The following is a 25,879-nucleotide window of genomic DNA, read 5'->3' as shown; positions in this document are numbered from 1 at the left end:
GTCCTAGGGCCTCTTGTCCTCGGGTGCGTCGCCCGCGGAGAACGGCGCCTTCTTGTCCTTGACCGGGATCAGATCACCGGCGGGCTCGGAGTAGCTGACCCGGGTGAGCCGGTCGCCGGTGAAGTGCAGGGAGGTCAACGAGCACAGCGTGCACTGCCGCCGCCGCGGGTCGTGCACGAACGACCGGTCCTCGACGTGCAGCCGGGTGATCCAGATCGGCAGCTGGTGCGACACCACCACCGCCTCGTGGCCAGCCGCGGCCTCGCGGGCGTCGTGGACGGCGGCCATCATCCGGGCCACCACCTGCTTGTACGGCTCGCCCCACGAGGGCTTGAAGGGGTTCCAGAGGTAGCGCCAGGTGCGCGGGTTGCGCAGCGCGTTCTCGCCGCCGGCGAAGCGCTCGCCCTCGAAGACGTTCGTCGACTCGATGACCCGCGGGTCGGTGACGATGTCGAGCCCGCGGGCGGTGGCCAGCGGCCGCCCCGTCTCCTGGGCGCGCTCCAGCGGGGAGGAGCGGAGGTGGACGATGTCGCGGTCCTGGATGCTGTCGGCGACCTTCTCGGCCATCTGGCGCCCCAGGTCGGAGAGGTGGAACCCGTCGCGGCGGCCGTAGAGCACGCCCTCGGGGTTGTGCACCTCGCCGTGGCGCAGCAGGTGGACGATCGTGTCTGGGGTCTGGGTCACGCGGGGCTCCCGGTCGTCCGGTGGGCGGCGGCCGCGGCCTCCGCGGCTGAGGGCAGGGCGTCGAGCACGGTCTGCACGGCGCGGTCGTCGTGGGCGGCGGAGAGGAACCACGCCTCGAACGCGGACGGCGGGAGGTAGACACCGCGGTCCAGCATCGCGTGGAAGAACGCGGCGTACGCCGCCTGGTCGGTGCGCGAGGCGTCCTCGAAGTCGCGCACCGGCGCCCCGGTGAGGAACACCGAGAACATGGTGCCGGCCGACTGCACGACGTACGGGACGCCGGCTGCGGCGAGCGCCTCGGCGGCCGCCGACCGGATCGTGTCGGCCGCCGCGCCGACGTGCGCGTAGACCTCCTCGGTCGCCAGCCGCAGCGTGGCGAGCCCGGCCGTGGTCGCGATCGGGTTCCCCGACAGGGTGCCGGCCTGGTAGACCGGCCCCTCCGGCGCCAGCTGCGCCATCACGTCGGCCCGGCCGCCGAACGCGGCCGCCGGGAAGCCGCCGCCCATGACCTTGCCGAAGGTCACCAGGTCGGGACGCCAGCCCTCGACGGCGCCGTCGAGCCCCCACTGGCCCTGGCGGGAGGCCCGGAAGCCGGTCATCACCTCGTCGCTGACGAACAGCGCGCCGTGCCGGGTGCAGGTCTCGGCGAGGAACCGGTTGAAGCCGGGCTCCGGGGGGACGACCCCCATGTTGCCGGGCGCGGCCTCGGTGATCAGGCAGGCGATCCGGTCGCCGTGGTCGGCGAAGGCCTTCTCGACCGCCGCGCGGTCGTTGTAGGGCAGCACCAGGGTCAGCTCGGTCGAGGAGGCGGGCACGCCCGGAGTGCCGGGAAGTGCGAACGTCGCCAGGCCGGAGCCGGCCGAGGCCAGCAGCGAGTCGACGTGGCCGTGGTAGCAGCCGGCGAACTTCACGACCACGTCGCGGCCGGTGAAGCCCCGGGCCAGCCGGATCGCGGACATGGTGGCCTCGGTGCCCGAGGACACGAAGCGCACCCGGTCGACCGGCGCGCGGGCGACGATCTCCTCGGCGAGCTCGACCTCCGGCTCGGTCGGGGCGCCGTACGACGTGCCGCGGGCGACGGCGGCCGCGACGGAGGCCTGCACCTCGGGATGGGCGTGGCCGAGGAGCATCGGGCCCCAGGAGCAGATGAGGTCGACGTACTCGTTGCCGTCGACGTCGGTGAGCCACGCCCCCTGGGCGGAGCGGATGAACCGGGGCGTGCCGCCGACCGCGTTGAAGGCCCGCACCGGGGAGTTGACCCCGCCGGGGGTCACCGCGCGGGCGCGCTCGAAGAGGGCGCGGGACGCGGCGGTGCGGTCGGGCTCGGCGGGGCTCACCGGCCCATTGTCCCAAGCCCGTCCAACCGGGTCGCGGCGAGGTCGGACCCGGGTCGTGAGAGGGTGCTCCGGGCCACTCCGAGGTTTCGGTGAACGAGTGTTTCACCGTCATGACCTGCGGGAATAGTCGTCTCCGTGAACGACGGTCCGAGACACCGGGGCGCGCCGCCGCGTAACCGCAGGTCGATGCGCTCGTTGGATCGGATACCGCGTGACGAGGGACACGCGACTCGAGCGAGTCACCAGGGAGCAGGGAGACCGATCACGATGTCGACAGCGCGCTTCGGACGTGGGCAGCGGGCCATGGCCCTGGTCCCACTGGCCATCCTCTCCGCGGCGTGGACCGCGAGCATCGCCGGGGTGGGCACCGGCGTGGCGACCGCCGACGCCAGCACGGACACCCACCTCCCGGACGGCTCGACCGTCCCGACCCAGGCGATCAAGGCGCCGGCGAGCGTCTCGACCGCCGGCGGCCTCGCCCCCGCCGTGCACGGCGACGTCGGCAAGGTGGTCTCCACCGCGTCGACGTCCGGGATCCCCGCGGCCGCGCTGGCGGCCTACCAGCGGGCCGAGACCGTCATCGACGCCGCCGACCGCGGCTGCCACCTGTCGTGGCAGCTGGTCGCCGCCATCGGCCGGGTCGAGTCCGACCACGGCCGCACCAACGGCAACAGCCTCGACTCGCAGGGCGTGGCGCGGCCCGGCATCTTCGGCGTCCCCCTCGACGGGTCCGACGGCACCACGCGGATCGCCGACACCGACGCCGGGCAGTACGACTCCGACGCCAAGTTCGACCGGGCGATCGGCCCGATGCAGTTCATCCCCTCCACCTGGTCGGTGGTCGGGGTGGACGCCGACGGCGACGGCAAGCGCAACCCCCAGGACATCGACGACGCCGCCCTGGCGACCGCCGTCTACCTCTGCTCCGGCGACGACGACCTGTCGACCGTCGCCGGCCAGCGTGCGGCGGTCTACCGCTACAACCACAGCACGTCGTACGTCGACCTGGTGCTGCGGATCGCGCAGGCCTACACCGACGGTGAGTTCACCTCGGTCCCCAACGGCACCACCTCCGCCGGCTACGTCGTCCCGAACCCCGCTCCGGCGTTCCACGGCGGCGGTCACCACCCGCCGCAGCCGCACCCGCACCACCAGCCGCAGGGCGGCGGCGGAGACACCGGTGGCGGCACCACGACCGAGCCGACCGAGCAGCCCTCGTCGGAGCCGACCACGCCGGTCGGCGGCGTCACCGGCGGCGGTTCGGGCGGTGGCTCGGGCGGTGGCGGCGGCGGTGGCGGCGGCGTCCACGTCCCGGGCACCCCGGTCTCCGTGCCCCCCCTGCCCTCGACCTCCGTCCCGCCGGTCGACGACGTGCTGAGCCTCGCCCAGGCGATCGCCCAGTGCACCCTCGACGGCTACGTCGACAACCCGCTCAAGGACGACGACCCGTTCGACAAGTGCGTGTACAACTACACGCACTGACGAGCAGCACCGAGATCGGCGTCAGCGCGCCAGGAGCCGGGCGGCCTCGGCGGCCCAGTAGGTGAGCACCACGTCCGCGCCGGCGCGGTGGATCGCGGTCAGCGTCTCCAGGATCGCCGGCTCGCGGTCGATCCAGCCGTTGGCGGCGGCCGCCTCGAGCATGGCGTACTCGCCGGAGACGTTGTACGCCGCGACCGGGACGTCGACGGCGTCGCGGACCCGGCGCACCACGTCGAGGTAGGCCAGGGCCGGCTTCACCATCACGATGTCGGCGCCCTCGGCGACGTCGAGCAGCGCCTCGCGGACGCCCTCCACGGCGTTCGGGGAGTCCTGCTGGTAGGTGCGCCGGTCGCCGACCAGCGAGGAGTCCACGGCCTCGCGGAAGGGCCCGAAGAAGGCCGAGGCGTACTTCGCGGAGTAGGCCAGGATCGAGACGTCGGTGTGCTCGGCGGCGTCGAGCGCCTCGCGGACGACCGCGACCTGCCCGTCCATCATCCCGCTGGGGCCGACCATGTCGACGCCCGCGTGCGCCTGGGCACGGGCCATGTCGGCGTACGCCTCCAGGGTGCGGTCGTTGTCGACCCGGCCGTCCGCGGTGAGCACGCCGCAGTGGCCGTGGTCGGTGAACTCGTCGAGGCACAGGTCGCTCATCACGGTGAGCGCGTCGCCGACCTCGGCCACCACGTCGGTGATGGCCAGGTTGAGCACGCCGTTGGGGTCGGTCGCCCCGGAGCCGACGGCGTCCTTCTCCGCGGGGATGCCGAACAGCATCACCCCGCCCAGCCCGAGCTCGGCGGCCTCGGTGACCGCGCCGAGCAGCGAGGAGCGGGTGTGCTGGACGACGCCGGGCATCGAGGAGATCGGCTGCGGCTCGTCGATGCCCTCCCGGACGAACAGCGGCAGCACCAGCTGTCGCGGCTCGACCGAGGTCTCCGCGACCATCCGCCGCAGCGCCGGCGTGGTGCGCAGCCGCCGCGGCCGGATCGTCGGGCCGTGGACCGGCGGGACCTCGCTCATCTGACCTCACATGACGTGCTGACGGCTGCTTGTTGTCTCACTGGGTCTCGACACGGCCGTCGCTTCCTCGTGCCTCGGAAGCGGGCCTGCTCGACCCGTCCGCGGTTACGTCGCCATCCCCGCTTCACGGGTCCGGCGACGCGCGGACGGCTTGCGGTCCGACGGCTTGGTGACCGGCTGGCCGGCCTGGACCATCGCCAGCCGGCGCGCGGCCCCGAAGTCGGCGAGCGCGTCGACGAGCACGTCGACGTCCGGCGCCGGCGACAGCACGTCGACCCGCAGGCCGTGCTCCTCGGCGGTCTTCGCCGTGGCCGGGCCGATGACCGCGATCACCGTCGACGGGTGCGGCTTGCCGGCGATGCCGACCAGGTTGCGCACCGTGGACGAGGACGTGAACACGACGGCGTCGAACTTGCCGGTCTTGATCGCGTCCCGGGTCGGCGCCGGCGGCGGGGCCGCCCGGACGGTGCGGTAGGCCGTCACGTCGTCGCACTCCCAGCCCAGGTCGACCAGGCCCGCCACGAGGTTCTCGGTGGCGATGTCGGCGCGCGGCAGGAACACCCGGTTGATCGGGTCGAGCATCTCGTCGTACTCGGGCCAGTCGGCGAGCAGGCCGGCGGCGGACTGCTCGCCCGACGGCACCAGGTCGGCGCGCAGGCCCCAGTCGCCGATCGCCTGCGCGGTCTTGTCGCCGACCGCGGCGATCTTGAGGCCGGAGAACGCCCGCGCGTCGAGGCCGTACTCCTCGAACTTCTCCCGGACCGCCTTGACCGCGTTGACCGAGGTGAACGCGATCCACTCGTAGCGGCCCTCGACCAGGCCGCGGACGGCCTTGTCCATCTGCTGGGGGTTGCGCGGCGGCTCGACGGAGATCGTGGGGACCTCGTCGGGGACCGCGCCGTAGCTGCGCAGCCGCTGCGACACCGAGCCGGCCTGCTCCTTGGTGCGCGGCACCAGGACCCGCCAGCCGAAGAGCGGCTTGGTCTCGAACCAGGACAGCGTCTCGCGCAGGTCGACGACGTCGCCGACCACGGTGACCGCGGGCGGAGCCATCCGGGCGGCGCGCGCGTCGGCGCCGATCCGCTCCAGGGTCGAGGTGACCGTGGCCTGCTCGGTGGTGGTGCCGACCCGGGTCATCGCGACCGGGGTCTGCGGCGAGCGGCCCGCGGCGACCAGGCTCGCGGCGATGTCACCGATCTGGCCGACGGCCGAGAGGAGCACCAGCGTCCGCTTGTCGGCGTACTGGCTCCAGTCGACCTTCTCGCCGCAGGTGACGACCGCGACCTCACGGTGGTCCTTGGTGGTGAGCGGGATCCCGGCGTACGCCGGGACCGCGCTGACCGACGAGACGCCGGGGACGATCTCGAAGGCGAGGCCCGCCTTGACGCAGGCCTGCGCCTCCTCGGGGCCGGACGCGTAGACGAACGGGTCGCCGGACATCAGCCGGACCACGCGCACGCCGCGCTTGGCCTGCCGCACCACGACCTTCGCGCGGGCGGCGTGGGTCAGCGGCTGGCCGTCCTCACCGAAGCCGCCGTCGACGATCTCGGGACCGCCCTCGGTCGCGCCGCGCACGGCGCGGACCAGGTCGACGTGCTCGGGCAGCTCGGTCACCACGACGTCGGCCTGCTCCAGCAGGTCCACGGCGCGCACCGTCAGCAGTCCGGGGTCGCCCGGGCCGCTGCCGACGAACGACACCCAGCCCCGGGTGGAGCCCGAGCCGGCGGTGGTGGTCTTGCCTCGCGTCATGCGTTCTGCCTCTTGTCTGGTGGATCCATCGTCAGTTGTGCAGCCCCGTCGGCGAGCATCTCCTCGGCCAACCGGGTGCCGACGCCCTGAGCGTCGGCGGGCGCTCCGGAGGCGGACCTGCGGACCGCCAGCCCCCCGTCAGGGGAGAGAGCCACGGCCCGGACCCACAGCTCGTCCCCGTCCTCCCCCTCGACCACCTCGGCCAGTGCCCCGATCGGCGCCGAGCAGCCCCCCTCGAGGGTGGCCAGCACCGCACGCTCGGCCGTCACGGCCGCCCGGGCGGCCGGGTCGTCGATCGCCTCGCCGACCAGCTTGGCGAGGTCGTCGCCGGACCGGCACTCCACCGCGAGCGCTCCCTGCCCGGGGGCGGGCAGCACCTGCAGCGGGTCCAGCACCTCGGTCGCCTCGTCGAGACGGCCGAGCCGGGCCAGCCCGGCCCGGGCCAGCACGACGGCGTCGTACTCCCCGGAACGGACCTTGGCGATCCGGGTGTCGACGTTCCCACGAACGCCGACGAGGTCCAAACCGAGGCCGAGCGCGTGCAGCTGGGCGACGCGGCGGGGCGAGCCGGTGCCGACCCGGCTGCCGACCGGCAGCTCGCCCAGGGTGAGCCCGTCGCGGGCCACGACCACGTCGCGCGGGTCCTCCCGGGTGGGTACGGCGGCCAGGTCGATGCCGTCGGCCGGCGCGGTCGGGAGGTCCTTGAGCGAGTGCACGGCGACGTCGACGCGTCCGTCGAGCAGCGCGTCGCGCAGCGCCGAGACGAAGACCCCGGTCGAGGACGCCCCGGTGAGCGGCGTGCCCGCGGCCTGGGTGCGGTCGCCGTCGGTGGCGATCTCGACCAGCTCGACGGGGCGGCCCAGGCGCGCGCGCAGCAGCTCGGCCACCAGGCCGGACTGGGTGGTGGCCAGCACCGAGGCGCGGGTGCCGAGGCGGATCGCCGTGGTCGGGTCGCTCATCCCAGCCCCTCCGGACGGACCACGGCGTCGACCGCGTCCTGGTCGAGGGCGAAGAGCCGGGCGAGGGCGTCGGCGTAGGAGACGGCGCCATCCTCGTTGGCGAGCTCCTTGACCCGGACGGTGGGCTGGTGCAGCAGCTTGTCGGCCACCCGGCGCACGGCGTGCAGCACCTCGGCGCGGGACGCCTCGTCGAGGTCGGGGAGCCGGGTCTGGAGCCGCTCCATCTCGGCGTCGACGACCGAGGTGGCCATCGAGCGGAGGGCGACGACCGTGGGGGTGACGCTGGCCTGGCGGCGGGCCCCGAGGAAGGCCGCGACCTCCTGGGCGACGATCCGGCGGACCTGCTCGACCTCTCGGCCGGCGTCGCTGTCCCGCAGCTCCTCGGCGAGCTCGGCCAGGTTGACCAGGGTCACGCCCGGCACGTCCTCGACCGTCGGGTCGACGTCGTGGGGCAGGGCGAGGTCGAGGAGGACCAGCTCGCGACCGCCGGCGACGGCGCGCTCGACGGCCTGGCGGGAGACGACGACGCCGGTGGCGCCGGTGCACGACACGACGACGTCGGCGACCGCGAGCTCGGCGTCGAGGTCCGCGAGGGCGGCCGAGCGGGCGCCGTACTCCGCCGCGAGGCGGTCGGCGTTGCCGGCGGTCCGGTTGGCGACGGTGACGCTCGCCGCGCCGCGGCGCGCAGCGGTCGCGGTCGCCAGGCCGGCCATCGCGCCGGCGCCGAGCACGAGCACCCGCATGCCGGAGAGGTCGCCGACCGCGGCGTGGCTGCGGTCGAGGGCGGCGGTGACCAGCGAGGGAGCGGCGCGGTCGATGTCGGTCTCGGCGCGGGCGCGCTTGCCGACGCGCAGCGCCTGCTGGAAGAGGACGTTGAGCGCGGGACCGACGGTGCCGGTCTCCTGGCCCGAGCTGAGCGCCTCGCGGGCCTGCCCGAGGATCTGGCCCTCGCCGAGCGCCATCGAGTCGAGGCCGGCGACGACCTGGAACAGGTGCGAGACGGCGCCGTCGTCGTAGTGGACGTAGAGGTGCGGGAGCATCGACTCGGTGGACTCGCCGGCGCGCTCGACCAGCAGCCGCGAGACCTCCTCGACGCTGCCGTGGAAGCGGTCGACCTCGGCGTAGATCTCCAGCCGGTTGCAGGTCGCGATCACCGTGGCCTCGGTGACGTGCTCGCACGCCGCCACCTCGTCGATGAGCTTGTGCACCCCCGGGGTGTCCAGCGCGACCCGCTCGAGCAGCGAGACGGGGGCCGACTTGTGGGACATGCCGACGACCAGGACGCTCATGCCGTCACCTCCTGGGTCGCCCCCTGCGTCTTGCGCTGCTCGTGGTAGGCGAGGATCTGCAGCTCGATGGAGAGGTCGACCTTCCGGATGTCGACCTGCGGCGGCACGCTCAGCACGATCGGCGCGAAGTTCAAGATGCTGGTGATCCCGCAGGCGACCATCCGGTCGGCGACGTCCTGGGCGGCCAGCGCGGGGGTGGCGATGACCCCGATGGCGACCGAGTGCTCGTGCACGATCCGCTCGAGGTCGTCGAAGGGGCGTACGTCGAGGCCGGCCACGACCTCCTCGTGACGCGCGGGGTCGGCGTCGAGCAGCGCCACCACGCGGAACCCGCGGCTGCGGAAGCCGGAGTAGTTGGCGAGCGCCTGGCCCAGGTTGCCGATGCCGACGATGACGACCGGCCAGTCCTGGGTCACCCCGATCTCGCGGGCGATCTGGTAGCGCAGGTAGTCGACGTCGTAGCCCACGCCGCGGGTGCCGTAGCTGCCGAGGTAGGAGAGGTCTTTGCGGAGCTTGGCGCTGTTGACGCCGGCGGCGACCGCCAGCTCCTCGCTGGAGCAGGTGGCGGTGCCCTGCTCGGACAGCGTCACCAGGGCCCGGAGGTAGACGGGGAGTCGCGCGACGGTGGCCTCGGGGATGTCCCGGGCGCTGTCGGTCCGTGCGGTCACTGCGTCTCGTCTCCAAGCCGTCTCGCCATGGGCTGGGCCGTCGTCGGGCACGCGGCGGTGACGCCCTCCTGGAGGGCCGTCGTGCACCCGGCGGCGCGTTCACTGTAGGAGTTTGTGAACGGGAGAACAAACCGGCGAGGGCCCGTCCCGGGGTCCGCGCTATCACATGTGACATGAGCCACGTGCGCCGGGTCGGCCCAGCGCCGTCGGGGACTCCGCGACGACCGGGACGGTCAGCCGCCCAGGGCGGTGCGCAGGCGCTGCTCGTCGACCCGCCAGAAGTCGTGCTGCCGCCCGTCGACGAAGGTCACCGGGATCTCCTCGCCGAACCGCTCGAGCAGCTGCGGGTCGTCGTCGATCGACACCTCGTCGTACTCCTCGCCGAGGTCCGCGCACACGCGTGCGACGACCTCGCGGGCGTCGTCGCACAGGTGGCACCCGGGACGGGAGTAGAGGGTCACCCGGGGCACGGCGCTCACTCCAGCAGCCCCGAGCGGCGCCGGCGCTCGATGCCGCGCAGCCGGCCCTTCTGGACCTTGCCGGTCACGGTCTTGGGCAGCTCGTCGACCACCTCGACCCGTGACGGCTGCTTGAACCGGGCCAGCCGACGCGCGCAGTGCTCGCGCACGGCCGCGGCGAGCGCCTCGGGGTCGGGGGCGGACGCCGGGTCGGCGCGCACGTAGGCCACGACCGCCTCGCCGGTCTGCGGGTCCTCGACGCCGATGACACCGACGTCGTCGACCCCGACCACCTCGGCGATGACGTCCTCGACCTCGGTCGGGTAGACGTTGAAGCCGGAGACGATGACCAGCTCCTTGAGCCGGTCGACCAGGAACAGGTCACCGTCGTCGTCGAGGAAGCCCACGTCGCCGGTCGACCACCACCCCTCGGCGTCCGGACCGCCGGAGCCGTCGGGCCAGTAGCCGCTGAACAGGTTGGCGCCGCGCACCTGGATCTCGCCGCTGTCCTCCCCCTCCGGGCTCCGTCCGCCCTCGTCCACCAGACGGAGCTCCACCCCGGGGAGCGCGGCGCCGACGGACCCGGGCTCCGGCGCGGCGCTGCACAGCGTGCTCGTGACGACCGGGGCGGCCTCGGTGAGCCCGTACCCCTGGTGCACGGGGATCCCGGTGCGCGCACTGAACCGCTGGACCGCCTCCGCCGACAGGGGCGCCGAGCCCGAGAGCACGAGGCGCACCGACCGGAGCCGCTCGCGCAGGTCGGGCTGGTCCTCCCAGGTGGGGAAGACCGGCGGGGCCACCGGCAGCACGGTGCACTGCTCGGCCTCGACCAGCGCCAGCGTCCCGCTGGGGTCGAACCGCTCGGCGAGGACCAGCCGGGCCCGGCGCTGCATCGTTCCGCCGAGCACGGCGTTGAGGCCGTAGACATGGAACAGCGGCAGCACCGCGAGGACGACGTCGTCGCGGTGGATCATCGGCGGCTCGACCTGCGCGACCTGCTCGACGTTGGCCAGCAGGGCCCGGTGGGTCAGCATCGCCGCCCGGGGCCGGCCGGAGGTGCCGCTGGTGTAGAGCAGCGCCGCCAGCTTCTCGGGGTCCTGGAGCGGCGGGACCGGCTCGGCAGCAGCAGCGCGCAGGTCGTCGTACGACGGCTCGCCGACGACCACCACCCGCGGGGGTGCCGCGAGCGTGCCGGCGGCCTCGCGCACCGCCGCCGCCGTGGCCGGCTCCGCGACCGCGACCCGCGAGCCGGAGTCGTCGAGCATCCGCGCGAGCTCGTCGACGGTCGAGCGGGGGTTGACCGGGACGGCGACGGCCTGGGCCCGCAGCACCCCGAGGTACGTCGTCACGAACTCGAGCCGGTTGCCCATCGCGATCAGCACCCGCTGCCCGCCCACCACGCCTGCGAGGCCCAGCCCGGTCGCCAGCCGGGCCACCTCGTCCTCGAGCTGCGACCAGGTCGTCCGGCGGCCGCCTGGCTCGACGAGCGCGACCCGGTCGGGCTCCTCCGCAGCAGCGGCCGACACGAGCTCCGCGACGTCGCGCACTCCGGACATGGGCCGATCCTTCCACAGCGATCGGACCGGCCCGGCCGCCCCGGGGACCACTACGCTCGGCTCCGTGACCGAGAAGCGCCCGCGCCCGCGCAACCTGCAGGCGCGCTCCGTGCTCGCCGGCGAGGCCGCGGCGGCGGCGGCCGAGGTCGAGTCCGCGCTCACCCCGCCCACCGACGCGGAAGCGGCGGCGTTCTTCGACGTCGACAACACCGTGATGCAGGGCGCCAGCATCTTCCACCTGGCCCGCGGGCTGCACCGCCGGAAGTTCTTCACGACCCGCGAGATCCTCGGCGCGGCCTGGAAGCAGGCCTACTTCCGCGTGGTCGGCGTCGAGGACCCCGCCCACGTCGCCGACGCCCGCGCATCGGCGCTGGGCTTCATCGCCGGCCACACCGTCCAGGAGCTGCAGGACCTGGGCGAGGAGATCTTCGAGGAGGCGATGGCCGACCGGATCTGGCCCGGCACCCGCGCGCTCGCGCAGCTGCACCTCGACGAGGGGCAGCGGGTCTGGCTCGTCACCGCCGCGCCCATCGAGATCGCCCAGATCATCGCCCGGCGGCTCGGTCTCACCGGGGCGCTGGGCACCGTCGCCGAGCACGTCGACGGCGTCTACACCGGCCGGCTGGTGGGCGACATGCTGCACGGCCCGGCGAAGGGTGAGGCGGTGCGGGCGATCGCCGAGCGCGAGGGCCTCGACCTGCGGCGCTGCTCGGCGTACTCCGACTCCTACAACGACCTGCCGATGCTCTCGATGGTCGGCGACCCGTGCGCGATCAACCCCGACGCCAGGCTCCGCGCCCACGCCCGCGAGCAGGGCTGGCGGATCCGCGACTACCGCACCGGCCGCAAGGCGCTGCGGGCCGGCGCGTTCGTCGGCGCGGCCGCCGGGGCCGTCACCGGCGCCGTCGCCGCGGGTGCCACGCTCCGTCGCCGCCGCTGAGGCCTCCCCGGGCGGATCGCCGCAACCTTTGCGAAACACGTCGGTTCCCCGAGGAGTAACTCACGTTTACGATGGGGAAGGCTTCGGGGGAAGCATCGTCGGAGGGTGACACATGTCGTGGGAGGACGCTGACGTCGCGCGCGGGCTCGAGGGCCTGCGTCGGCTGGTCGCGCACGTCCTCCTCAGCGAGCAGCCGCGCTACGCCGGCATCCCCGGTCTGGTGGCGACCGAGGCTCTCACCAACGGCCGCGCGAACACGAGCACGGGCACCGGTGGCGGGGGCGGTGGCTACGACGACGCCGACCTGGCCGCCTCCTCCGAGGAGGACGAGGCCGACCGGTCGCGGCTGATCGCCCTGGTCGAGCTGGCCCGGGGCGGCGACGCCGACGCGTTCGGGATGCTCTACGACCACTACCAGCCCTCGGTCTACCGCTTCCTGTTCTACCGGACCCGCTCGAGCACCCTGGCCGAGGACCTCTGCTCGGAGACGTTCTTCCGGGCGCTGCGGAGCATGAACAACTTCCGGTGGCAGGGCAAGGACTTCGGCGCCTGGTTGATGACGATCGCCCGCAACCTGGCGACCGACCACTTCAAGGCCGGCCGCACCCGCCTCGAGATGACCACCGAGGACATGGCGCTCCACGACGACGCCACGGAGGGCCCCGAGTCCGCCGTGCTCGCCGGCCTCACCAACGAGATCCTCCTGCAGGCCCTGACCGAGCTGCCCCCGGAGCAGCGTGACTGCCTGGTGATGCGGTTCCTCCAGGGCATGAGCATCGCGGAGACCGCGCAGGTGCTCGGCCGCTCGGACGGCGCCGTCAAGCAGCTCCAGCTCCGCGGGGTGCGCAACCTCGCCAAGCTGATGCCGGAAGGGATCCGGGACTGATGGCACGGCCGGACGAAATCGTTTACCTCGGTGCCCCCGGAGCCGTAACTCCGCCGCCTCGCACCTCGTTGAGGTCGACATGACGTGGGGATTCCCGGCGCAGCGTCGCGCCGATGATTTCGACGCGCTGGTCGAGGCCGGCACGGCCGACTCACCGACGACCCGTGACGCCGACCTGCTCGAGCTCGTCGGCGCGCTGCGCGCGACCCCGAAGGTCACCGCGCGGCCCGAGTTCGTCGCCGACCTCCGGGCCGCGCTGCTCGCCGAGGCCGAGACGGCCCTCGCCCCGGCCGACACGTCGAAGCTGCGGCTGCCCGAGCGGCGCCCGGTCCGCGAGCGCCGGTTCGCCGCCGTCCTGGTCGGCGGGATCACGGCCGTCGGCGTGACCACCGGTGTCGCGGTGGCGTCCCAGGGCGCCCTGCCCGGCGAGGCGCTCTACCCCGTCAAGCGCGCGATCGAGAGCGCGCACGCCGGCCTGTCGGTCGGCGAGGGCAGCAAGGGGTCGACGATCCTCGCCAGCGCCTCCGACCGCCTCGACGAGGTCGACGCGCTCTCGCAGCAGGACGACTTCGGCGACGAGATCCGCATCGCCCAGACCCTCGACACCTTCACCGCGCAGGCGACCGAGGCCTCCGACCTGCTGCTGGCCGACTACGCCCACCACGGCGACGCCTCCTCGATCGCCGAGCTGCGCGACTTCGCCTCCTCCAGCCTCGACCAGCTGGCCGCCCTCGAGCCCCTGGTGCCGGCGTCGGCGCGCGACGAGCTGATCCGCGCAGCCCGCACCCTGGAGACCATCGACTCCGAGGCCGCCCAGCGCTGCCCCCAGTGCGGCGGCACGCCGATCGAGTCGATCCCGCCCGTGCTCGCCGCGGCGCAGGAGCAGATCTTCGTCCCGTCCGCCCCGCAGCCGAGCCCGCAGCCGGCCCGCGGCGGCAAGCACCAGCACCGGGGCGGCGGCGGTCCGCACCTGCCCCACGTCCAGCCCGGCGACGTCGGCCCGGCCAGTGTGACCGACGCGGGTGACGGCACGCCGACCCCCGGGGCCTCCGGGACCACCGACCCCGTCCAGGCGCTGACCCAGGGCCTGACCGACGCCCTCACCGGGGGCGGCAGCGGCACGCACACCGGCAACAACCCGACGCAGACCCCCTCGGTCCCGAGCGTCGGTGACGTCGTCGGCGGGGTCGGCGAGATCCTCGGCAGCGTCGTCGGCCCGCTCACCGGGCAGGACCAGTAGCCCCGTCCCCCGCCGCCGAGTCCCCGCGGGACGTCATACGTCCTGGGTGCTCCGGCGACCCCCTCGCATGACGCCCCCGGCGCCACCGCGAGACGTCATACGTCCTGGCAGCCCCGGCGACCACGCCGCATGACGCCCCGGGCCCTGGGGACGAGTCTTGTCGGCCGGCCGACGAGATCCGCGTCGGGACGACGAAGCTCTGTCGTCCCGACGCGAACTTCGTCGTCCCACGCTGCCCCGGAGCCCGGCGCGAGACGTCATACGACCCGGTCGCCCCCACGACCACCTCACATGACGTCCCCGAGGCCGCCGCGCAATGTCATACGACCCGGTCGCCCCCACGACCACCTCGCATGACGTCCCCGAGGCCGCCGCGCGAGACGTCATACGACCCGGTCGCCCCCACGACCACCTCGCATGACGTCCCCGAGGCCGCCGCGCAACGTCATACGGCCCGGTCGCCCCCACGACCACCTCGTATGACGCCTCCAGGGCCAGCCAGAGGGGGCGGGGCCGAGGTCAGCGGAAGACGGACTGGCGCTGCATCAGCAGCGTGTAGAGCGTCTGCTGGATCGTCTCGCGGACCTGGTCGGTCACGTTGAAGACGAGCATCGGGTCGTCGGCGGCCCCGGCGTCGAGCTCGTCGGTGCGGATCGGCTCGCCGAACTCCAGCAGCCACTTCGAGGGCAGGGGCACGAGCCCGAGCGGCCCGAGCAGCGGGAAGAACGGCGTGATCGGGATGTAGGGCAGTCCGAGGAGCCGGGCGAGCGAGGGGACGTTGCCGACGAGCGGGTAGATCTCCTCGGCACCGACCACCGACAGCGGGATGATCGGCACACCGGTGCGCAGGGCGGCGGAGACGAAGCCGCCGCGGCCGAACCGCTGGAGCTTGTAGCGCTGGGAGTAGGACTTGCCGATGCCCTTGAAGCCCTCGGGCCACACGCCCACCAGCTCGCCGCCGCGCAGCATCCTCTCGGCGTCCTCGGTGCAGGCGAGGGTCGCCCCGCTCTTGCGCGCCACCGAGCTGACCAGCGGCAGCCGGAAGACGAGGTCGGCGCCCAGCGGGCGGAGGAACCGACCGGTGGTGTCGTGGATCGACACCATCGTCATCAGGCCGTCGACCGGGATGGTGCCGGAGTGGTTGGAGACGACCAGCGCGCCGCCGTCCGCGGGGATGTTCTCGGCGCCGCGGACCTCGACGCGGAACCACTTCTCCGCGATCGGTCGCAGCGAGGCCATCAGGAACCGCTCGGTGACCTCGCGGTCGAAGCCGTACTCGTCGACCTGGTAGTCGCCGCTGACCCGGCGGCGGAGGAACGCCAGGAAGCGGGCCAGCTGCTGCTCCCACTCGTCCCCGAACACCTCGCGGGCGCCGTGCTGGATCGCGGCCAGCCAGTCCGCGGCGGGGATGCCACCGGACGGCTCGCGGTCGGCCGTCACGACCGGCGGACGCTCCGGCTCCGGCGCGGAGCCGGACGCGTCGTCGACCGGGGTGGTCCGGTGGGCCGGGGGTCGCCGGGTCGGCGCCGCCGCCTTGGCGGCGGTCCGGCCGCCGGCGAGCCCGCGGGCGGCCGACGACGGCTGGGTGCCGGTCGCGCGCCCGGGGCGGCCCCGGGTGCCGATCGGGATGATCTCCGCGTCACCCACGACGGCCACCTCCGGGCGCGGGGAGCACGGACAGGGCCGGCTCCGGGTCGGGCAGGGAGCGGGCCACGCGGTCGAGCACCCGCTGGGTGCGGCCACCGGTGACCGGGAGCGGCGCGGCGAAGTCGGCGAACGCCTCGGCGGTGGAGTACGCCGGCTCGAAGCCGAGGTCGTGGCGCATCCGGGTCGTGTCGACACCGCGACCGTAGGTCAGCAGCGCGACCAGCTCGGGCGAGAGGTCGGCGAGCCGGGAGGAGCGCAGCGCCGAGCCCAGCCCTCCGAGCGCGAACGTGGGCAGCGGGACCGTCGGCCGCTGCAGGCGGCGTACCGCCTGGGAGAGCGTGAGGACGCCGTCGCCGGCGACGTTGAACGTGCCGGCCAGGTCGGCGCTGGTCGCGTGCTCGAGCGCGCCGATCAGGTCCTGCTCGTGGAGGAACTGCAGCCGCGGGTCGAAGCCCAGGATCGTGGGCAGCACGGGGAGCCGGAAGTACGACGTCAGCGGGCTGACGACGTGCGCGCCGATCACGTTGGCGGGCCGGAGGATGGTGACCCGGACGTCGGGCCGGCGACGGGCGAAGCCGCGCACGTAGCCCTCGACCTCGGAGAGGTCCTTCGCGTAACCCGACCGGGCGGGACGGCGCGGCTCCATGTCCTCGGTGAACATGGCGGGGTCGCGGCTGCTGGCGCCGTAGACGGCCGTGGACGACTTCACGACCAGGGTGCGCAGCCCGGGCGCCTTCTGGCACGCTGCGAGCAGCTGCATGGTGCCGATGACGTTGAGCTCCTTCGCCGCGTTGCGCGCTCCGGCGGCGCCGGGCGTGGCGATGACGCTCATGTGGACGACGGTGTCGACGTCCTCCTTGACGATCACCTTGGCGATGACCGGGTTGCGGATGTCGGCGCGCACGAAGGAGACGTCGCCGATGTCACCGCGCGGTGGCATGGCGTCGACCCCCACGACCCGGGCGATGCCGGGCCGCGAGGCCAGCGCGCGCGCGAACCGCCGGCCGAGGTCGCGCGAGACCCCGGTGACCAGGACGACCCTGCCGGCGCTGCCCATCGGACCCGCGCTGGCCTTACTTGCCGAGCTTGCGACGCTGGACGCGCGTCTTCTTCAGCAGCTTGCGGTGCTTCTTCTTGGCCATGCGCTTGCGCCGCTTCTTGATGACAGAACCCACAGGAGAACCTTTCGACAGCAGTACTGCAGCCCCAGGACGGACCCCGAGGACCGACCCAGCCTATCCGGCAGGGAATCGGGTGCAGAATCGGCCGGTCCGCCCGTGGACGGCCGGCGTCTCAGCCGGCGCTGTAGAAGCTCTTCCGCAGGTAGTCGTCGACGTCCGTCTCGAGGACGCGGAACGATCGGCCGACCCGGACGGCAGGGAGCTCGCCGTTGTGGACGAGGCGATACACGGTCATCTTGGACACGCGCATCATCGCCGCCACCTCGGCAACGGTGAGGAACTTCGATTCGGAGATGTCCCCGGAGCTGGTAGCCATCGTGCACCGATACTTTCTGTCTGACGCGCCACCGGCTTCCCCGCCGGTGGTGCACGCGTCGCGCACGGTGAGAATAGAGCCTGGTGTGACTCGTGGGGAAGAGGTTGACCAAAGTAGCGGACGTGGTACGGCGTGTCCGCTTGCGCCCGACCGGTCCGGCGCTACGGCAACGGGTCGAGCCCGTGCAGCGGGAAGGTCTCCATCCGGGTGGCGTGGATGGCCCGGTCCAGCCAGGTGTCGGGGTCGTACCCCTCGCCCCAGTCACGGTACGCCGGCCGCCGCCCGTCGGTCATCCGGTGCGGTGCCACCCGGCCCAAGGAGGTCCGCACGTGGTCGCGCCAGCCGCCCGGGGTGTCGGTGTCCGGGTCCAGCGGCCGGCCGCCGACGATGGCGAGCAGGTGGGTCCACGCCCGCGGGACCACCTCGACCAGCGCGTAGCCACCGCCGCCGGTCGCGACCCAGCGCCCGCCGCTGACCTCGTGGGCCAGGTCGTGCAGGGCCAGGTAGGCCGCGCGCTGGCCGTCGACGGAGAGCATCAGGTGGGCGAGCGGGTCCTCGATGTGGGAGTCGCAGCCGTGCTGGGTGACGAGCACGTCGGGGGCGAACTCGCGCACCAGGGGCGGTACGACGGCGTGGAAGGCCCGGAGCCAGCCGCCGTCGCCCGTGCCGGGCGGGAGGGCGACGTTGACCGCCGACCCGAGGGCCGCCGGGCCACCGAGGTCGCGGGGGAACCCGGTGCCCGGGAAGAGCATCTGGCCGGTCTCGTGCAGCGAGATGGTGAGCACCCGCGGGTCGTCCCAGAAGATCTTCTCGACCCCGTCGCCGTGGTGGACGTCGACGTCGACGTAGGCGACCCGCTCCGCCCCCTGGTCGAGGAGGTACTGGATGCCGATGGCGACGTCGTTGTAGATGCAGAAGCCGCTGGCGCGGTCCCGCATCGCGTGGTGCAGCCCGCCGGTGATGTTCACCCCGTGCAGCGAGTCCCCCGACCAGACCTGCCGGAACGCCTCGAGGCTGGCGCCGACGATGTGCGCCGCGGCCTGGTGCATCCCGGGGAAGACCGGGTTGTCGTCGGTCCCGAGCCCGCGTCGCTCGAAGTAGGCGTTCGGCGTCGAGCCGGCCTTCATCACGGCCTCGATCAGCCCCGGCTCGTGCACGGTCGCGATCTGGTCCTCGCTCGCGATCGGCGCGTGCACCCGCTTCAGCCGGCCGCCCACGACGCCGAGCTCCTCGGCGAGACGCATGGTGAGGTCGACCCGGACCGGGGACATCGGGTGCGCCGGACCGAAGTCGTACTCGGTGAGGCTCGGGTCGAAGACCACCGTCGCCGGTCCGTCGCACGTGGGCATGATGCGACGCTACCGCTACTCTGGAGCGGTGCTGACGCGTTCCGAGTTCTGGTGGCTCGCCTGAGGGCGGACCACTCTCGTCGACGCGCACGCACGACACCCCACGGCCGCCCACGGGCGGCCGTTCTGCGTTCCTGACGCGTGCCGACCGTGGGCCCCTGACCAGGAGGACCCCATGGAACGAACGCTCTCGCTGCTCACCCCGAGCGGCCGGCTCACCCTCGGCAACCTGCTCGGCGCGCTGCGCCCGATGGTCGCCGCCCAGCGCGACGCCGACTGCTTCTACGGCATCGCGGACCTGCACGCGATGACCACGCCGCACGACCCCGGGCGCCTGCGCACCCTGGTGCGGGAGACCGCGACCCTGATGCTCGCGGCGGGCCTCGGCGACGCGACCGTCTTCACCCAGAGCCAGGTGCCGGCGCACGCCCAGCTCGCCTACCTGCTCGAGTGCACCGCGACCACCGGCGAGCTGAACCGGATGATCCAGTTCAAGGAGAAGGGCCGGGGCGTCGACTCCACCCGGGCCTCCCTCTACACCTATCCGGCCCTGATGGCGGCCGACATCCTGCTCTACCGTCCGCACCGGGTGCCGGTGGGCGCCGACCAGCGTCAGCACGTCGAGCTGACCCGGGACCTCGCGCTGCGCTTCAACCGGCTCTACGGCCCGGTCTTCACCGTGCCCGAGCTGACCCTGCCGGCCGCCGGCGCCCGGGTGATGCGGCTCGACGACCCCACCCGCAAGATGGGCAAGTCCGACGCGGACGCGGCTGGGGTCGTGCTGCTGCTCGACCCGCCCGACGTCGTACGACGCAAGGTCGGCCGCGCGGTGACGGACTCCGACACCGGCCCGGACGCGGTGCGCGCCGCGCCGGGCAAGCCCGGGGTGACCAACCTGCTCGAGGTGCTGGCCGCCTGCGGCGGGTCCGCGGAGGGGCTCACGACCTACGGCGCCCTCAAGCGTGCGGTCACCGACGCGGTCGTGGCCGTGCTCGAGCCGCTCCAGGAGCGGTACGCCGAGCTGGCCGACGACCCCGCGCACGTGACGACGGTCCTCGAGGCCGGCGCCGCCCGGTGCCGCGAGGTCACCGGCCCGGTCCTCGTCGCCGCCCAGGCGGCGATGGGTCTCTGAACACTCTTGAACATGTTCAAAACTTGCCCTACGGTGGAGACACCTACTTTTGAACACGTTCAAGAAAGCGAGACCGCCGTGACCTGGACCGTCGGCACCTACGTCGTCTACCTGCTCGTCACCATCCCCCTCACGATCTGGGTGGCGACCACCCTGTCGCGCAACGGACGGGTCTTCCTCGAGGACGTGTTCGCCGGGGACGAGCGGCTCGCCCACGCCGTGAACCGCCTGCTCGTCGTCGGCTTCTACCTGCTCAACCTCGGGTTCGTGATGCTCTACCTCCGGATCAGCGAGCCGGTCGCCGACCTCCGCGAGATGGTCGAGACGCTGAGCGTCAAGGTCGGGGTCGTGCTGCTGACCCTCGGCGTCCTGCACTTCCTCAACGTCTACGCGTTCAACGCCATCCGGCGCCGCAGCCGGCTCGAGCGCAACCGGGTGGCCCCCGTCCCGCCGCAGGCCTTCCTGCCGCCGACCCAGCCGGCGTACCCGTCATGACCACCCCGGCCGGGCTGACCGTCCTCACCGACCCGTCCTGCCCGCTGTGCCGGTCGTTCGCCGCCTGGCTGTGGTCGCAGCCGCTGCTGGTGCCGCTCGAGCTGGTCCCGGCGGGGTCCGACGAGGCGCGGCGCCGGTTCCCCGGGCTCGACCACGGCCGCACCCTCGAGGAGGTGACCGTCGTGGGGATCGACGGCGCGGTCTGGACCCACGAGCGCGCCTGGGTGATGTGCCTGTGGGCGACCCGCCCCTACCGCGGGCTGGCCGAGCGGCTGGCCAACCCGCGGCTGCTGCCCCTCGCCCGGGGTCTGGCCTACGGCGCCGCGGGACTGCGGCAGCTGACCCGCGACGGCTCGGACGGAGGTGAGCGAGGTGCCGACTACCCTGACCGCTGTGCCGGATCCTGCGCGCTCCCCCAAGGCTGAGCAGACCCGGCGGACGATCGTCGACGCCGCGATGCGGCTCTTCCGCGACGCCGGCTACGGGCGCACGACGATGCGCGCGATCGCGGCCGAGGCCGGGGTCTCGCTGGGCAACGCCTACTACTACTTCGGCTCCAAGGAGCACCTGGTCCAGGCGTTCTACGACCAGCTCCAGGTCGAGCACGCCGCCGCGGCCGGACGCGTCCTGGACGTCGAGACCGGCTTCGACCGACGGCTGCGCGGCGTCCTGCTGGCCTGGCTCGACGTCGCGGAGCCGCACCACGAGTTCGCCGGCCAGTTCTTCCGCAACGCCGCCGACCCGCACAGCCCGCTGTCGCCGTTCAGCCCGGAGTCGGCCCCGGCGCGCGAGGCGAGCATCGCGCTGTTCGCCCGGGTGCTCGAGGGCTCCGACGTCAAGCCGCTCCCGGCACTGCGCGGCGAGCTGCCCGAGCTGCTCTGGCTGCTCCAGATGGGCGTCGTGCTGTTCTGGGTGTACGACGACAGCCCCGGTCAGCGGCGCAGCCGGGAGCTCGTCGACCGCGCGGTGCCGGTGGTCGACCGGCTCGTGCGGCTCTCGCGCCTGCCCGTCATCCGCGGCGTCGTCGACGACGTGCTGGGCCTGCTCCGCGCCGTCCGGTCGCCGTCGTGACCGGCCGGGTCGTCGCCGCGGCCTACGTCGCCACCGTGGCGGGCCTGACCGCCGCCGCGTTCTCCAGCAGGGGCGACCTGTGGTGGGCCGAGGTGGCCGCCGGGGTCCTGACCCTGCCACTGGTGCTCGTGGCGCTGCCGGCCATCTACCTGCTCGGCGCCCTGGCCTGGAGCGTCGCCGACAGCCCCGCCACCGGCAGCCTGTCGTCGACCGACCCCGTCGTCGCCGACCCGTCGATCTGGCCGGTCACCCTGACCTTCACCGTCTTGATGACCCTGGTCGCCTGCGCGAACGTCGCCCTGGTCGGGTGGACGCTGCGGCGGGTGGCGCGCCGACGCAGCCGGCTCGCCTCAGGTTCACCATGGTGACCAGGTCAACCCTCACTTCCCACGGCGAGCAGAGCGTGGGAAGTGCAGGTTCGCCTGCATCCCATGGTGAACCTGTGACGACCGCGATCCCGCCAGGGCCGACCAGGCCGCCACCGGCTCATCCCCGCTCGGCGAGCTCCTTCAGGTTCAGCAGCTGGCGGCGCATCATCACCAGGTCGCCCCACGCGAGCAGCCGGGCCCACGCCCACCCGGCCGGACCCCGCTGGCCGGTCGTGATCCGGCAGACCAGGCGCGCGCCCGGCCCGGCCGGCTCCACGGCGTAGGTCACCGCGGTCCGGCCGAACACCCGGGGGATCGTCGTCCCCGTCCACTGTCGCCCGGGCTCGACGTCGGTCACGCGGAAGACCTGCACCCGCTGGCCGACCTCGACGTGGTCGGCGCCCGGGACCAGGTGCTGCGGGGACCGCCGACCCCGGTTGTCGATCCAGTCGTAGGAGTACGGCGCGACCGCGATCTGGCAGACCCAGCGCCAGACCCGCTCCGGCGGGGCGTCGACGGCAACGACGCGGGTCATCCGCAGCACCGACCCGCCCGACCCGCCGACCAGCTCCTCCACGCGGTCGTCGGCCGGGTAGCGCCGGGCGTGCTCGGCCGGCGTGCACCCCCACGCGAGCGGGATCGTCCCGGTGGCCACGGAGCTGCTGCCCTCGGTCGCTGTCCTCAGTCGCTTCCCTCGGCGAGCGCTCGCGACCGGTCGCGAGCGGCCTCCATGGCCGCCAGGAACGCAGCGCGCACCTTGTGGATCTCCAGCTCGCGGAGCGCGGCCGCGGTGGTGCCGGCGGGCGAGGTGACCTGCTCGCGGAGCACGACCGGGTGGGTGCCGGTCTCGCGCAGCATCTTGGCCGACCCGACGACGGTCTGCAGGACCAGCTCGGTGGCGGTCGCGCGCGGCAGGCCGAGGTGGACGCCGGCCTCGATCATCGACTCGACCACGTAGAAGATGTAGGCGGGGCCCGAGCCGGAGATCGCGGTGACCGCGTCCTGCTGGCGCTCGGGGATGCGCAGCACCCGGCCGACCGAGGCCATCAGCGACTCGGCCTCCGCGAGGTGCTCCTCGGAGCAGTGCGACCCGGGGGAGATCGCGGCCATGCCCTCGTCCACGAGCGCCGGCGTGTTGGGCATCACCCGGACCACCGCCACCCCCGCGGGCACCCGCGACTCGATGAAGGCGGTGGTGATGCCGGCCGCGAGCGAGACCACGAGCTGGCCCGCGCGCAGCTCACCGGCGATCTCCTCGAGCAGGTCGCCCATGTCCTGCGGCTTGACCACGAGCGCCAGGGTGTCGGCCTTGCGAGCCGCCTCGGCGTTGCCGACCACGGCGACGCCGTACCGCTCCTCGAGCTCGCGCGCCCGCTCGGCGCGCTTCTCCCCGACGAGGAGGTTGTCGACGCGACGGCCGGCGCGCACCAGGCCGGAGAGCAGGGTCTCCCCCATCACCCCGGCACCGAGGATCGCGGTCTGGGCCATGGGGAACTCCCTACTACTTGCTTACTTCTTGGAGACGAGGGACCTCAGGAAGAATGTCAGGTTCTGCGGACGCTCGGCGAGCCTTCTCATCAGGTAGCCGTACCACTCCTGGCCGTAGGGCACGTAGACCCGCACGGTCTCGCCGTCGGCCGCCAGCCGGCGCTGCTCGTCGGGCCGGATGCCGTAGAGCATCTGGTACTCGTAGGTGCCCTGCGTCCGGCCGTAGCGGCTGGCCAGGGACGAGGCGATCTCGACCATCCGCGGGTCGTGGGTGGCGATCATCGGGTAGCCGTCGCCGGCGAGCAGGACCTTGAGGCAGCGCACGTAGGACCGGTCGATGTCGAGCTTGTCCTGGAACGCGACGCTCTCGGGCTCGAGGTAGGCGCCCTTGCACAGGCGCACCCGCGACCCCTCGTGGGCGAGCGCCCGGCAGTCGGACTCGGTGCGGTGCAGCGCGGCCTGGAGCACGGCGCCGGTCTCGGGGAAGTCCTTGCGCAGCTCGCGCAGGATCGCCAGCGTCGAGTCGGTGGTGGTGTGGTCCTCCATGTCGAGGGTCACCGTGGTGCCGGCGTTGCGGGCCGCCCGGCAGATGGTGCGGGCGTTCTCGAGCGCGACCTTGTGGCCGTTGTCGGGCAGGAACTGACCGATCGCGCTGAGCTTGACCGAGACCTCGGCGTTGCGGGTCAGGCCGCGGGCGGCCAGCTGGCCGAGGACCTCGAGGTAGGCGGTGACCGTCGCGTCGGCCTGCTCGGCGTCCATCGTGTCCTCGCCGAGGTGGTCCAGGGTGACCCGGAGCCCGTCCTCGACCAGCGCCGCGGTCGCGTCGACGACCGACCCGGTGGTCTCACCGGGGACGTAGCTGCGGACGATGCCGGCGGACACGGGCATGCTGCTGACCAGCTTCTTGACCGCGGCGCTGCGGGCCAGGAGCAGGAGCGGCTGACGGAGGAGCGACATGGGTCTCAGGCTACGACGTGGGGCCCCCGGGACTCGACTCGCGGGCGTTCACTCGGTACGCCGGCGCAGGGTGGCCGCCCCCAGCGCGAGCCCGCCCACGGCGAAGGCCGCGACGATCGCGACGTCCTGCCAGACCTGGCCGGTGCTGGTCGAGACCGTCAGGTGCTGCATCGCGTCGACGGCGTACGAGAGCGGCAGCAGGTCGCTGACCGCGTGCAGGAAGCTCGGCAGCATGTCGCGCGGCACCAGGAGCCCGCACAGCAGCAGCTGCGGGATCACGATGGCCGGCATGAACTGCACGGCCTGGAACTCCGTCTGCGCGAAGGCCGAGACGAACAGGCCGAGCGCGCTGCCGAGGACCGCGTCGACGACCGCGACCACCGTCAGCAGCCACAGCGGACCGGCCACGTCGAGGCCGAGCAGCCCGACGCTGACCCCGACGGCGAGCACCGACTGGAGGGCGGCGACCAGGCCGAAGGCGATCGCGTAGCCGACGAGGAAGTCGAGCTTGCCCATCGGCATCGCGAGCAGCCGCTCGAGGGTCCCGCTGGAGCGCTCGCGCAGCGTGGTCACGCTGGTGACCAGGAACATCACGATGACCGGGAAGACGGCCAGGAGCGCCGGGCCGATGCTGTCGAAGAGCGTGGGGTCGGCGTCCTTGTAGATCCACCACAGCAGGGTGATGAGCAGGCAGGGCAGCACGAGCAGCATGGCCATCGTGCGCTTGTCGCGGCGCAGCTGGATGAGCACCCGGTGGGCGACGGCGAGGGTGATGCGGAGGTTCATTCGGGGTCCCCGTGGAGTCGTGACTGGAGGAGCGGAGCGGGGGAAGGCAGGACTTCATGGGGTGAGTTCATGCTGCGTCCCCCTGGTCCCCCTGGTCCGCGCGCACGATGGCGAGGAACGCGGCCTCGACGTCGGCGACGCCGGCCCGCTCCTTGATCTCGGCCGGCGTCCCGTCGGCGATGATCCGGCCCTCGCGCATCAGCAGCAGCCGGTCGCAGCGCTCGGCCTCGTCCATCACGTGGCTGGAGACGAACACCGCCACGCCCGAGTCGGCCAGGCCGTGGAAGAGGGTCCACAGGTCCTCGCGCAGGACCGGGTCGAGGCCCACCGTGGGCTCGTCGAGGACCAGCAGGTCGGGCTTGCCGAGCAGCGCGACCGCGAGGCTCGCCCGGGACCGCTGCCCGCCGCTCAGCTTGGCGACCACGTCGTCGGCGTACGCCGCCAGGTCGACCGAGCCGATCACGCGCTCGACCTCCTCGGCGCCGGTGCCCAGCGTCCGGGCGAAGAACCGGAGGTTCTCGGCGACCGTGAGGTCGTCGTACACGCTCACCGCCTGGGTGACGTAGCCGAGCCGGTCGCGGAGCGGGCGGCTGCCCGCCGGTTCCCCGAAGATCTCGACCGTCCCGCCGGCGACCCGCTGGACCCCGGCGAGGCAGCGCATCAGCGTGGACTTCCCGCAGCCGGACGGGCCGAGCAGGCCGGTCACGCCGCCGCCGATGGTCAGGTCGAGGCCGTCGAGGACCGTGTGCGGTCCGCGGACCACGTGCAGGTCACGGATCTCCACCGCGTTTTTCACCATGTGCTGAATTATGGTGGCGGACTGC

28 protein-coding genes are annotated in these 25,879 nt (G+C 73.3%); 9 read left to right on the top strand and 19 right to left on the bottom strand.

Annotated elements, in window-relative coordinates; translation table 11 throughout:
* Nucleotides 1–3: 3 nt before the first annotated feature.
* Together ACILQ5_RS06060 and hemL are read right to left on the bottom strand one after the other, a co-directional pair.
* On the bottom strand, nucleotides 4–684 hold the full coding sequence (locus tag ACILQ5_RS06060) for a histidine phosphatase family protein (protein WP_395657083.1): 681 nt from the start codon (nucleotides 682–684) through the stop codon (nucleotides 4–6).
* Complete coding sequence (hemL, locus tag ACILQ5_RS06055) at nucleotides 681–2,021, bottom strand: glutamate-1-semialdehyde 2,1-aminomutase (RefSeq protein ID WP_395657082.1); 1,341 nt, start codon at nucleotides 2,019–2,021, stop codon at nucleotides 681–683. Before hemL ends, ACILQ5_RS06060 begins: the two co-directional genes overlap by 4 nt.
* Nucleotides 2,022–2,324: 303 nt before the next feature.
* On the opposite strand from hemL, the gene ACILQ5_RS06050 reads away from it, so the two are divergent.
* Nucleotides 2,325–3,503, top strand: coding sequence for a lytic transglycosylase domain-containing protein (locus tag ACILQ5_RS06050; RefSeq protein WP_395657081.1), 1,179 nt, complete (start codon nucleotides 2,325–2,327; stop codon nucleotides 3,501–3,503).
* Nucleotides 3,504–3,524: 21 nt separating this feature from the next.
* On the opposite strand, the gene hemB is transcribed toward ACILQ5_RS06050, so the two are convergent.
* The 7 genes from hemB to ACILQ5_RS06015 form a co-directional block, all read right to left on the bottom strand.
* Entirely contained in the window at nucleotides 3,525–4,520 is a 996-nt protein-coding gene (gene hemB, locus ACILQ5_RS06045; protein ID WP_395657080.1) for a porphobilinogen synthase, read from the bottom strand.
* Nucleotides 4,521–4,625: 105 nt separating this feature from the next.
* The gene (locus ACILQ5_RS06040) at nucleotides 4,626–6,269 is read right to left on the bottom strand and encodes a uroporphyrinogen-III synthase (protein WP_395657079.1); all 1,644 of its coding nucleotides are present in this window, start codon (nucleotides 6,267–6,269) and stop codon (nucleotides 4,626–4,628) included.
* Nucleotides 6,266–7,228: a hydroxymethylbilane synthase gene (hemC, locus tag ACILQ5_RS06035; protein ID WP_395657078.1), complete on the bottom strand. Its 963-nt coding sequence runs from the start codon at nucleotides 7,226–7,228 to the stop codon at nucleotides 6,266–6,268. Before hemC ends, ACILQ5_RS06040 begins: the two co-directional genes overlap by 4 nt.
* Complete coding sequence (locus ACILQ5_RS06030; protein ID WP_395657077.1) at nucleotides 7,225–8,517, bottom strand: glutamyl-tRNA reductase; 1,293 nt, start codon at nucleotides 8,515–8,517, stop codon at nucleotides 7,225–7,227. Before ACILQ5_RS06030 ends, hemC begins: the two co-directional genes overlap by 4 nt.
* Nucleotides 8,514–9,185 (bottom strand): redox-sensing transcriptional repressor Rex, encoded by a 672-nt coding sequence (locus tag ACILQ5_RS06025; protein WP_395657076.1) that lies wholly within the window; start codon nucleotides 9,183–9,185, stop codon nucleotides 8,514–8,516. The genes ACILQ5_RS06030 and ACILQ5_RS06025 overlap by 4 nt, the downstream gene beginning before the upstream one ends.
* Nucleotides 9,186–9,418: 233 nt before the next feature.
* A complete protein-coding gene (locus ACILQ5_RS06020) occupies nucleotides 9,419–9,655 on the bottom strand; it encodes a glutaredoxin family protein (protein WP_395657184.1) in 237 nt (78 codons plus the stop codon).
* Nucleotides 9,656–9,660: 5 nt separating this feature from the next.
* On the bottom strand, nucleotides 9,661–11,199 hold the full coding sequence (locus tag ACILQ5_RS06015; protein WP_395657075.1) for a class I adenylate-forming enzyme family protein: 1,539 nt from the start codon (nucleotides 11,197–11,199) through the stop codon (nucleotides 9,661–9,663).
* Nucleotides 11,200–11,263: 64 nt separating this feature from the next.
* On the opposite strand from ACILQ5_RS06015, the gene ACILQ5_RS06010 reads away from it, so the two are divergent.
* The 3 genes from ACILQ5_RS06010 (at nucleotide 11,264) to ACILQ5_RS06000 (ending at nucleotide 14,265) form a co-directional block, all read left to right on the top strand.
* Entirely contained in the window at nucleotides 11,264–12,139 is an 876-nt protein-coding gene (locus tag ACILQ5_RS06010; RefSeq protein ID WP_395657074.1) for an HAD family hydrolase, read from the top strand.
* 112 nt (nucleotides 12,140–12,251) lie between these two features.
* Entirely contained in the window at nucleotides 12,252–13,025 is a 774-nt protein-coding gene (locus tag ACILQ5_RS06005) for a sigma-70 family RNA polymerase sigma factor (RefSeq protein ID WP_395657073.1), read from the top strand.
* Nucleotides 13,026–13,104: 79 nt separating this feature from the next.
* The gene (locus ACILQ5_RS06000) at nucleotides 13,105–14,265 is read left to right on the top strand and encodes a DUF5667 domain-containing protein (RefSeq protein ID WP_395657072.1); all 1,161 of its coding nucleotides are present in this window, start codon (nucleotides 13,105–13,107) and stop codon (nucleotides 14,263–14,265) included.
* A gap of 519 nt (nucleotides 14,266–14,784) precedes the next feature.
* On the opposite strand, the gene ACILQ5_RS05995 is transcribed toward ACILQ5_RS06000, so the two are convergent.
* The 5 genes from ACILQ5_RS05995 to ACILQ5_RS05975 all read right to left on the bottom strand — a co-directional run bounded on the left by ACILQ5_RS05995 (nucleotide 14,785) and on the right by ACILQ5_RS05975 (nucleotide 18,758).
* A complete protein-coding gene (locus ACILQ5_RS05995) occupies nucleotides 14,785–15,912 on the bottom strand; it encodes a lysophospholipid acyltransferase family protein (RefSeq protein WP_395657071.1) in 1,128 nt (375 codons plus the stop codon).
* Nucleotides 15,905–16,969 carry an NAD-dependent epimerase/dehydratase family protein gene (locus ACILQ5_RS05990; protein ID WP_395657070.1) on the bottom strand — a complete coding sequence of 355 codons (1,065 nt, stop codon included), beginning with the start codon at nucleotides 16,967–16,969 and terminating at the stop codon, nucleotides 15,905–15,907. Before ACILQ5_RS05990 ends, ACILQ5_RS05995 begins: the two co-directional genes overlap by 8 nt.
* A 16-nt stretch (nucleotides 16,970–16,985) precedes the next feature.
* Nucleotides 16,986–17,087 carry a 30S ribosomal protein bS22 gene (locus ACILQ5_RS05985; protein ID WP_008356322.1) on the bottom strand — a complete coding sequence of 34 codons (102 nt, stop codon included), beginning with the start codon at nucleotides 17,085–17,087 and terminating at the stop codon, nucleotides 16,986–16,988.
* A gap of 118 nt (nucleotides 17,088–17,205) precedes the next feature.
* Nucleotides 17,206–17,409: a helix-turn-helix domain-containing protein gene (locus ACILQ5_RS05980; RefSeq protein WP_395657069.1), complete on the bottom strand. Its 204-nt coding sequence runs from the start codon at nucleotides 17,407–17,409 to the stop codon at nucleotides 17,206–17,208.
* A gap of 161 nt (nucleotides 17,410–17,570) precedes the next feature.
* Nucleotides 17,571–18,758, bottom strand: a complete 1,188-nt coding sequence (locus ACILQ5_RS05975) for an acetoin utilization protein AcuC (protein ID WP_395657068.1) — start codon at nucleotides 18,756–18,758, stop codon at nucleotides 17,571–17,573.
* 175 nt (nucleotides 18,759–18,933) lie between these two features.
* Here ACILQ5_RS05975 and trpS point away from each other — a divergent pair, with 175 nt between their 5' ends.
* The 5 genes from trpS to ACILQ5_RS05950 all read left to right on the top strand — a co-directional run bounded on the left by trpS (nucleotide 18,934) and on the right by ACILQ5_RS05950 (nucleotide 21,824).
* Nucleotides 18,934–19,890, top strand: coding sequence for a tryptophan--tRNA ligase (gene trpS / locus ACILQ5_RS05970; RefSeq protein WP_395657067.1), 957 nt, complete (start codon nucleotides 18,934–18,936; stop codon nucleotides 19,888–19,890).
* 78 nt (nucleotides 19,891–19,968) lie between these two features.
* Nucleotides 19,969–20,385: a hypothetical protein gene (locus tag ACILQ5_RS05965; RefSeq protein WP_395657066.1), complete on the top strand. Its 417-nt coding sequence runs from the start codon at nucleotides 19,969–19,971 to the stop codon at nucleotides 20,383–20,385.
* The gene (locus tag ACILQ5_RS05960) at nucleotides 20,382–20,810 is read left to right on the top strand and encodes a hypothetical protein (RefSeq protein WP_395657065.1); all 429 of its coding nucleotides are present in this window, start codon (nucleotides 20,382–20,384) and stop codon (nucleotides 20,808–20,810) included. The genes ACILQ5_RS05965 and ACILQ5_RS05960 overlap by 4 nt, the downstream gene beginning before the upstream one ends.
* A complete protein-coding gene (locus tag ACILQ5_RS05955) occupies nucleotides 20,779–21,456 on the top strand; it encodes a TetR family transcriptional regulator (RefSeq protein ID WP_395657064.1) in 678 nt (225 codons plus the stop codon). Before ACILQ5_RS05960 ends, ACILQ5_RS05955 begins: the two co-directional genes overlap by 32 nt.
* Nucleotides 21,453–21,824: a hypothetical protein gene (locus tag ACILQ5_RS05950; RefSeq protein WP_395657063.1), complete on the top strand. Its 372-nt coding sequence runs from the start codon at nucleotides 21,453–21,455 to the stop codon at nucleotides 21,822–21,824. Before ACILQ5_RS05955 ends, ACILQ5_RS05950 begins: the two co-directional genes overlap by 4 nt.
* A 118-nt stretch (nucleotides 21,825–21,942) precedes the next feature.
* Here the strand turns inward: ACILQ5_RS05950 and ACILQ5_RS05945 are convergent, their stop codons facing one another.
* The 5 genes from ACILQ5_RS05945 to ACILQ5_RS05925 form a co-directional block, all read right to left on the bottom strand.
* Nucleotides 21,943–22,479, bottom strand: a complete 537-nt coding sequence (locus tag ACILQ5_RS05945) for an SRPBCC family protein (RefSeq protein WP_395657062.1) — start codon at nucleotides 22,477–22,479, stop codon at nucleotides 21,943–21,945.
* Nucleotides 22,480–22,505: 26 nt separating this feature from the next.
* Nucleotides 22,506–23,312 carry a pyrroline-5-carboxylate reductase gene (gene proC, locus ACILQ5_RS05940; protein ID WP_395657061.1) on the bottom strand — a complete coding sequence of 269 codons (807 nt, stop codon included), beginning with the start codon at nucleotides 23,310–23,312 and terminating at the stop codon, nucleotides 22,506–22,508.
* Nucleotides 23,313–23,333: 21 nt separating this feature from the next.
* Nucleotides 23,334–24,269: a proline dehydrogenase family protein gene (locus tag ACILQ5_RS05935; protein WP_395657060.1), complete on the bottom strand. Its 936-nt coding sequence runs from the start codon at nucleotides 24,267–24,269 to the stop codon at nucleotides 23,334–23,336.
* 48 nt (nucleotides 24,270–24,317) lie between these two features.
* Complete coding sequence (locus ACILQ5_RS05930) at nucleotides 24,318–25,055, bottom strand: ABC transporter permease (RefSeq protein WP_395657059.1); 738 nt, start codon at nucleotides 25,053–25,055, stop codon at nucleotides 24,318–24,320.
* Nucleotides 25,056–25,122: 67 nt separating this feature from the next.
* A complete protein-coding gene (locus tag ACILQ5_RS05925) occupies nucleotides 25,123–25,854 on the bottom strand; it encodes an ABC transporter ATP-binding protein (RefSeq protein WP_395657058.1) in 732 nt (243 codons plus the stop codon).
* Nucleotides 25,855–25,879 lie beyond the last annotated feature (25 nt).

The organism is Nocardioides sp., assembly GCF_044226305.1.
Classification (GTDB): Bacteria; Actinomycetota; Actinomycetes; order Propionibacteriales; family Nocardioidaceae; genus Nocardioides.
Note: the sequence above shows the minus strand (reverse complement) of the source record. Positions and strands in the feature narration are given on the sequence as shown.